The organism is Candidatus Methylomirabilota bacterium (genome assembly GCA_036001065.1).
GTDB lineage: Bacteria > Methylomirabilota > Methylomirabilia > Rokubacteriales > CSP1-6 > MNEF01.
Genome location: DASYUQ010000039.1, coordinates 1 through 7069 on the forward strand (window position 1 = coordinate 1; position 7069 = coordinate 7069).

Here is a 7069-nt window from a genome sequence, read left to right on the forward strand (position 1 = left end):
ACTTCACGGCGAAGGGATTCACCGGCGTGCCCACGGCGCCGGTGATGGGCAGCGGCGGCGCCACGAAGAGGAACTCCCAGATGCGATCCCGGGCGCAGTCGGCCGCCAGGGCGTCCAGGTCGAAGATCTCGCCCACGAGCATCCCCATGTGCGGGATGAGGATCTGGTGGAGCGGCTGGTACGTGTCGGGGATCTCGTTGGGGCGCACCTCCATGCCCCAGGTGTCCGTGGCCAGCGCGGCCACCTGCTTGGCGTGGAGCCACTCCGCGGTGTGGAAGGACAGGCCCGGCGCATCGCCCCCGGCGTAATCGCCCCAGCCGCCTCGGGCGCGGCACATGGCCATCTGCCCCGTCCGCACCAGCAGGGCGTCGCCGGTGCCCACCGTCACCTGGTGGGCCCGGATCGCAGCCTCCAGATCGTCCACGGTGATCGCGTAGCTCGGCTCCAGCCAGGGGACGCCTTTCGCGCGGGCGATGTCGAGGAGGACGCCGCGGGCCACGATGTGGCGCGCCATCTTCTCGATGCCGTTCTTCTTCGCGCCTTCGCTCCCGACCAGGTTGGCGTCGTAGCCGTTGTAGAGCCTGCCGTCGAGGAAACAGTGGGAGAGCGCGTCCCACTGGGTCGCGCACTGCAGCGCCATGATCACCATGTCGTCGGCGAAGCCGACGCCGCCCGGGCGCTTGACGGCGCCGGTGGTGAAGTCGGGACCGGTCAGGATCATGCGGTGAATGGGGTTGAAGCGGCGCGGCTGGTTGATCTGCGGTCCGGTGCTGTCGAGTGGGATCGCCAGCGAGAAGGTCACGCCGCGTTTGACCAGCCGGGTGGCCCTGACGATCATGTCGGGCGTGATGTAGTTCAACGTCCCCAGCTCGTCGTCCGACCCCCACTGGCCCCAGTTGGAGCACTTCTTCCCGGTGTCACGCACGATGTCGGCCATGAACGGCTGTCCTCCCCGGAGTGTGTGAACGCATCAAGTGAGCCGGCCGCGTCCGGCCGGCCAGTCGACGATGGCGTCTAGTGCCGTTCCAACTATTCGCGCCTAGGAAGGCACCGTGTACGTCGTTGGTGGACAGATTTAGTATCAACAAGTTGGAACGGCACTAGCGACGCTCCAGCGCGGAGATGACGCGCGCTTCGAGATGCAGGAACCGCCGATCGACCTTGGCGAACTCGTCGCGGACGTCGTCGCAGAAGCGCTCGACCTTTTCGTCCAGCGCGCCGAGCCCCTCCCCCACGAGCTGGACTTTGGAGACGAGATCCTCCGCCACGACGTCGAAGTGTCGGCGGACGCGCGATTCCACGGCATCGACGTGCTGCCGGAGCCCTGCGTTGACCGCGGCGACATCCCGCCGGAGCCCCACGTCCACCGCGTCGAGGCGCGCGTCGACGTCTTCGATCCGCTGGCCAAGACGCGCGTCGACGTCCTCGATCCGCTGGCCAAGACGCGCGCCGAGGTCCTCCATGCGTTGCCCAAGGCGCGTCTCGACGCCGGCGACGAGCGCCTGCACGTCCTCTCGGATTTCGCGTCGCAGCCGATCGAACGCGGGGTCGGGCGCGTCCGGAGCCATGGACCCATACTTTCTTCGGGCCCTGCGCTCGTGTCAATCGTATCCGGTACCGTACGCCGCCCCACCGCCGTCCCCCGGCCGCGCTCACATCATCACCAGGCCGCCGTTGACGTCGAGGGCCGCGCCCGTGATGTAGCCGGCGGCGTCGGAGGCGAGGAAGAGCACGCACTCGGCGATCTCCTCGGGCTGGGCCACCCGTCGCAAGGGGATGCTCTCGGTGAACTCCTGCACCTCCGCCGGCGTCCGCAGGGCCTTGAAGCGCTCGGTGGCCACGGTCCCCGGCGCCACGGCGTTGACGGTGATGCCGTCGGGGCCGACCTCGCGCGCCAGCTGCCGGGTGAAGCCGAGGACGCCCGCCTTGGCCGCCGCGTAGTGGGAGGTGACGGTGACGGCGCCGCCCCGCCCCACGATCGACGACAGGTTCACGATGCGGCCCCCCCGCTGGCGCTTCATGATGGGCAGCACCGCCTTGGCGCACAGGAACGCGCTGGTGAGGTTGAAGCGGACGATCCCCTCCCACTCGTCGTCGGCGATCTCCTCCGTCTTCTTCATGACCGAGAAGCCGCCCGCGTTGTTGACCAGCACGTCGATCCGGCTCCAGCGGGCTATGACCGCGTCGACCGCGTGCCGCACCTCGGCGCCGACCGTCACGTCGGTCTTCAGCGCCATCGCCTCGACGCGCCGCTCGCCCAGCTCGCGGGCGAGCGACTCCACGCCGGGGGCGTCGATGTCGAGCGCCGCCACCCGGGCGCCCTCCCGCCCGAAGGCCCGGGCCAGGGCGAGTCCGATCCCTCGGCCCGCGCCCGTCACGATGACGACCCGTCCCGGGAACCTCATCGCAGGATCCTCCCGCCGGTCGTCCCGTCGAAGAAGACGAGCTTCTCGCTCTTGAAGCCGAACGGCCGGCGATCACCGACCGCGATCTTCTCCTCCGCGTCCACCTTGGCCACCAGCGACGCCGGGCCGCCGTAATCGAGAAAGACGAGCGTCTCGTCGCCCATCGGCTCGATGAGGCTCACCGTGGCCGGCCAGCCGCCGCCGGGCTCGGCCAGGCGCACCTGCTCGGGACGGACGCCGAGGACGGCTGGCCCGGCGTGCCGGCCCGGCGGCACCATCAGCTCCAGGGCCGGGGCCCGGAAGCGAAGGCCGCCGGCGTCGGCCCGCAGCTCGCCTTCCACGAAGTTCATGGCCGGCACCCCGAAGAACCCGGCCACGAAGCGGTTGGCCGGGTCACCGTAGATTTCCAGCGGTGGCCCCACTTGCTGGATCAGGCCGCCCTGCATGACCACGATGCGGTCGGCCATGGTCATGGCCTCGGCCTGGTCGTGGGTGACGTACACGAAGGTGGCCCGCAGCGAGGCGTGCAGGCGTTTGAGCTCGGTGCGCATCTCCACCCGGAGCTTGGCGTCCAGGCTGGACAGCGGCTCGTCCATGAGGAACACGTCCGGCTGGACGATGATGGTCCGGGCCAGGGCCACGCGCTGGGCCTCGCCGCCGGAGAGCGTGGCCGGGCGCTTGGCGAGCAGGTGGGCCACGTGCAGCGTCGTGGCCACCGCCTGCACCCGCGCGGCGATCTCGGCGGCCGGGACCTTCTTGATCAGGAGGGGGAACGCGATGTTCTCGAAGACCGTCATGTGGGGGAAGAGGGCCAGGCTCTGGAAGACCATCCCGAGATTGCGATCGCGCGGCTCCCAGTCAGTCACGCGGTCGGGTCCGATGTAGATGTCGCCGGCGGTCGGCCGCTCCAGGCCGGCGATGAGGTTCAGGGTGGTGGTCTTGCCGCAGCCCGAGGGGCCGACGAAGACCACGAACTCGCCGTCGGCGACCTCGAGGTTCAGGTCCCGCACGGCCTCGACGCTCCCGCCGAACGTCTTGCTGAGGTTCTCGAGCCGGACGCTGGCCATGTCTGCGCCGCTACCGCCGGATCATGCCGAAGCTGAAGCCTTTGACCAGGTGCTTCTGGATCAGGAAGCCGAAGATCACTACCGGGATCGTCACCACGGTGCCGATGGCCGCCTGGGGACCGTAGAGCCGGCCCTCCACCGCCGACTGGAACTTGTTGAGCAGGACGGGTAGCGTCAGCACCTTCGGCTGGGACAGCGTGAGGGCCAGCAGGAACTCGCTCCAGTTCAGGATGAAGACGAAGAGCAGCGTCACCATCATGCCCGAGGCCACCAGGGGAAAGACCACCTTGCGGAGGGTGGCGAGGCGCCCGGCGCCCATCAGCCGGGCGGCGTCCTCGAGCTCGCGCGGCACCTCGTCGATGAAGGCCAGCATCATCCAGATCACGTAGGGCAGCGTGGTGACGATGTAGAGGAGGACCAGGCCATAGTAGGTGTCGAAGAACTCCACGCGCACGCCCAGGAGGCTCTCGAAGAGCTCGGGAATGGTCGTGTAGTAGATCAGCATCGGGATGGCCACCACGATCGGCGGCAGCATCCGGATGGTCAGGATCGTGTAGGGGTAGTTGCGGCCGCCCGTCCGGAAGCGCGAGATCGCGTACGCCAGGGCCGAGCCCAGCAGCAGCGAGGCGACCGAGGCGATGGTCACGATGACGACGCTGTCGGCGACACCCTTCCAGATGACGTAGGCCTGCTCGGCGGCTTCGCGCCGGAGCTCCCCGGACTGGGTCGTGCCGCCGATGTAGAAGATCTGGCGGTAGTTCAGCAGCGTGGGCTCGAAGTCCACGAAGGGGGCCCAGCGCGCCGGCCAGCTCACCCAGTCGCCGGCGTCCTTGAACGACGTCAGGACCATCCAGAACACGGGAAAGAGGACGACGAGCACCCAGGCGACGAGCACGGCATGTCGGAGCACTCCGGCCGCGCGCCGCCGCCTCACGCGCGGACCTCCTCGAGCTGCGCACGCTCGCGCTTGAGAAGCCAGATGGACAGGAAGATCACCCCGCTGAAGAGCGCCAGCACCAGCAGCGAGGCCGCGGCCGCGTAGGAGATCTTGTTGAAGCCCCAGGCGTTGCGCCAGAGGAAGATCGAGAGTGTCTCCGTCGCGTTGCCCGGCCCGCCCTGGGTGAGCAGCATCGGCATGTCGAAGATCTTCAGCGCCTCCATGGCGCGGATCACCACGGCGATGACGATGACGGGCTTCAGCAGCGGCAGCTGCACGTGCCGGAAGACCTGCCAGCGGGTGGCGCCCATGACCCGCGCCGCCTTGATCGGTTCGGGCGGCAGCGCCGAGAGCCCGGAGACGAAGATCAGGAACGTGAGCGGCGTCCACTGCCAGATGTCGGCGATGACGACGGCCACCTGGGCCGCGCGGTAGTCGGACATCCAGCGGATGCGGACGTCCTGGCCGGTGAGCACGCTCAGGACGGAGTTGAGGGGGCCGGTGTCCACCAGCAGCATCGAGAAGTCGTACCCGACCACGACGGGGATGATCATCATGGGGATGAGGAAGACGGTGAGATAGAACCGCCGCCCGCGGGACTCGCGGTAGGTGAGCAGCGCGAGGCCGAACCCGATCAGCAACTCGAAGGCGACGGCGCAGGCGGCGAAGACGAATGTGCGGAGCACCGCGTAGAGGAAGCCTTCGTCGGTGAGGGCATCGGCGAAGTTGGTGAAGCCGCCCCACGGCGCCGCCGTCCAGAAGCCGAGGGTGAGCCGCCACCGGAGCAGGCTGATGTAGATGGTGAGCAAGAACGGCACCGCCAGGAGCGACAGGATCAGGAGCTGGACGGGAACGAGCGGGAGAACGCGAAAGACGCTCTCCCGCTCCAGCCACTGCCTGAGGGTGACGCGCCGCGGGCGCGTGGCGGCGATCGTCGCCAGCTCAGTACCCTTGGGCGTCGAAGTAGGAGCCGGCCTGCACGACGCTCTTCCAGGCCTCGATCTGCTTCTTGCGCCCGATGTCCTCGGTGATCTTCTCCCACTGGCGCGCCGTGCGCTTCATGGCGTCCTCGGGCGTGATGCGGCCGTGGAAAGCCTCCTGGAGGTTGACGTCCAGCGCGTCGAAGTACTCCCGGTTGCCCTGGAGCGGGACCATGGGCACCGCGATCTTGGCGTTCTCCATCGTGACCTTCATGTACTGCTCGCCGTACTTGGCCACGATGCGCTGATCGTTGACCTGGCCCGGGCGGAACGGATCCCAGAAGCCGTCGGGGTCGGACACAGCACGGTTGCCCACCTCGGGCCCCGTGAACCACTGCAGGAACCAGTACGCGGCCTCCGGGTGCTTGCCGTACTTGCTAACCATGTAATTGGTGCCGGCCGGCTGCACGGAGCGCCGGACGAGCTTGCCCTTCACCAGGCTGCCGGGCACCACGCAGCTCAGCACCTTGCCCGACACCACCGTGCCCTGCGCCTTCTGCGCGTAGCCGACGATGGAGGGGAAGGTGGCAATCGAGAACGAGTTGCCCTGGGCGAAGAACGGGTAGTTCTGCGGGGTGCCCCAGCCGAAGATGTCCTGGGGCATGTACTTCGTGAGCGAGACCATCTCGCGGGTGGTCTCGATGCCCTCGGGGCCGTCGATGAGCGGCTTCATGGTGCGGTCGAACATCAGCTTGTTCTTCGACGAGAAGCGGCCCTGCCACCACCGGTAGCCGAACTCCCGCGAGCGGTACTCCTGGGCGCCGTAGAGGTCCTTCTCCAGGGTCATTCCGTGGAAGTTCTCGCCCTTCTTGCCGTTGAAGAACGACGCCAGCTCCTCCCACTGCTTCCACGTGTCGGGGCAGCCGGGCTCCCGGCCGAACTTCGCCTTGAAGGCGGCGCGAGCCTGGGGCAGGTCGAGAAGGTCCTTGCGCAGGGCCAGGATGGTCTGGTCGCCGTCGGTGAAGAACGTGTAGAGCTTGCCTTTGTAGGACATCTCGTTGCGGAGCGTCTTCGGGATGTCGTCGAAGTACGGCTTGCCCCTCGCGGCGTAGTCGTCGAGCGGGATGACGACGCCCGACTCCACGGCGTCGGGCAGCATGTACATCTGATGGTTGTAGATGTCGTACTGGCCGGTCTTGGCCACCGCATCGGCCATGATCTTGGCCGGGATCTCGGTGTAGCCGTACTCGATGGTCTTGATGCGGATGCCGGTGAGCTTTTCCCACTCGTGGAGGTACTTCGGCTGCGCCTTGGCGAAGAGGGAGACCATCATCATGGTGAGATCGAGCTTCTCCACGCCTAGCTTTTTGAGGTAGGCCTTGGCGCCGTTGACGGCCCGCTCTTCGACGGTCGCCCCCGGCACCGTCTGCGCCTGCGCGACCCCCACCGCGGCGACCAGCAGCACGATGGCTCCTGCCACCCCACGCTTCAGCATCGTCTCCTCCTCCGGGCGGGGGCGCGGCGCGCCCCGCTGTCTTTCCCTGGTTCCGGTCGGCGGCCCATTCCGTCGCGAGAGCCCCTTTACACGCGGCGCGCGACCGAAGCGTGGCCAAGCCGCCCGCGCGCTCAGGTGCGCGGGGGCGCCCCGGCGACGTTCAGCATCCCGGTCTCGATGCCGAGCGCGTTCTTGCCGATCGCCTCGAGCATCCGGTCCACCGAGGGCACCATCAGCGTGCAGGT

General features: G+C 68.2%; 7 protein-coding genes. All 7 read right to left on the reverse strand.

Annotated features, from left to right (window positions below; translation table 11 throughout):
• A partial coding sequence (locus VGV13_03515; protein HEV8640147.1) for a cyclase family protein occupies positions 1–937 on the reverse strand: 937 nt, incomplete at its 3' end.
• Between the two features lie 163 nt (positions 938–1100).
• The gene (locus VGV13_03520) at positions 1101–1568 is read right to left on the reverse strand and encodes a hypothetical protein (protein HEV8640148.1); all 468 of its coding nucleotides are present in this window, start codon (positions 1566–1568) and stop codon (positions 1101–1103) included.
• 84 nt (positions 1569–1652) lie between these two features.
• Positions 1653–2405 (reverse strand): SDR family NAD(P)-dependent oxidoreductase, encoded by a 753-nt coding sequence (locus VGV13_03525; protein ID HEV8640149.1) that lies wholly within the window; start codon positions 2403–2405, stop codon positions 1653–1655.
• Entirely contained in the window at positions 2402–3472 is a 1071-nt protein-coding gene (locus VGV13_03530) for an ABC transporter ATP-binding protein (GenBank protein ID HEV8640150.1), read from the reverse strand. The genes VGV13_03525 and VGV13_03530 overlap by 4 nt, the downstream gene beginning before the upstream one ends.
• A 10-nt stretch (positions 3473–3482) precedes the next feature.
• Positions 3483–4406, reverse strand: coding sequence for a carbohydrate ABC transporter permease (locus tag VGV13_03535; GenBank protein ID HEV8640151.1), 924 nt, complete (start codon positions 4404–4406; stop codon positions 3483–3485).
• Positions 4403–5227, reverse strand: coding sequence for a sugar ABC transporter permease (locus VGV13_03540; GenBank protein ID HEV8640152.1), 825 nt, complete (start codon positions 5225–5227; stop codon positions 4403–4405). The genes VGV13_03535 and VGV13_03540 overlap by 4 nt, the downstream gene beginning before the upstream one ends.
• 124 nt (positions 5228–5351) lie before the next feature.
• Complete coding sequence (locus tag VGV13_03545; protein ID HEV8640153.1) at positions 5352–6824, reverse strand: extracellular solute-binding protein; 1473 nt, start codon at positions 6822–6824, stop codon at positions 5352–5354.
• Positions 6825–7069: the final 245 nt, after the last annotated feature.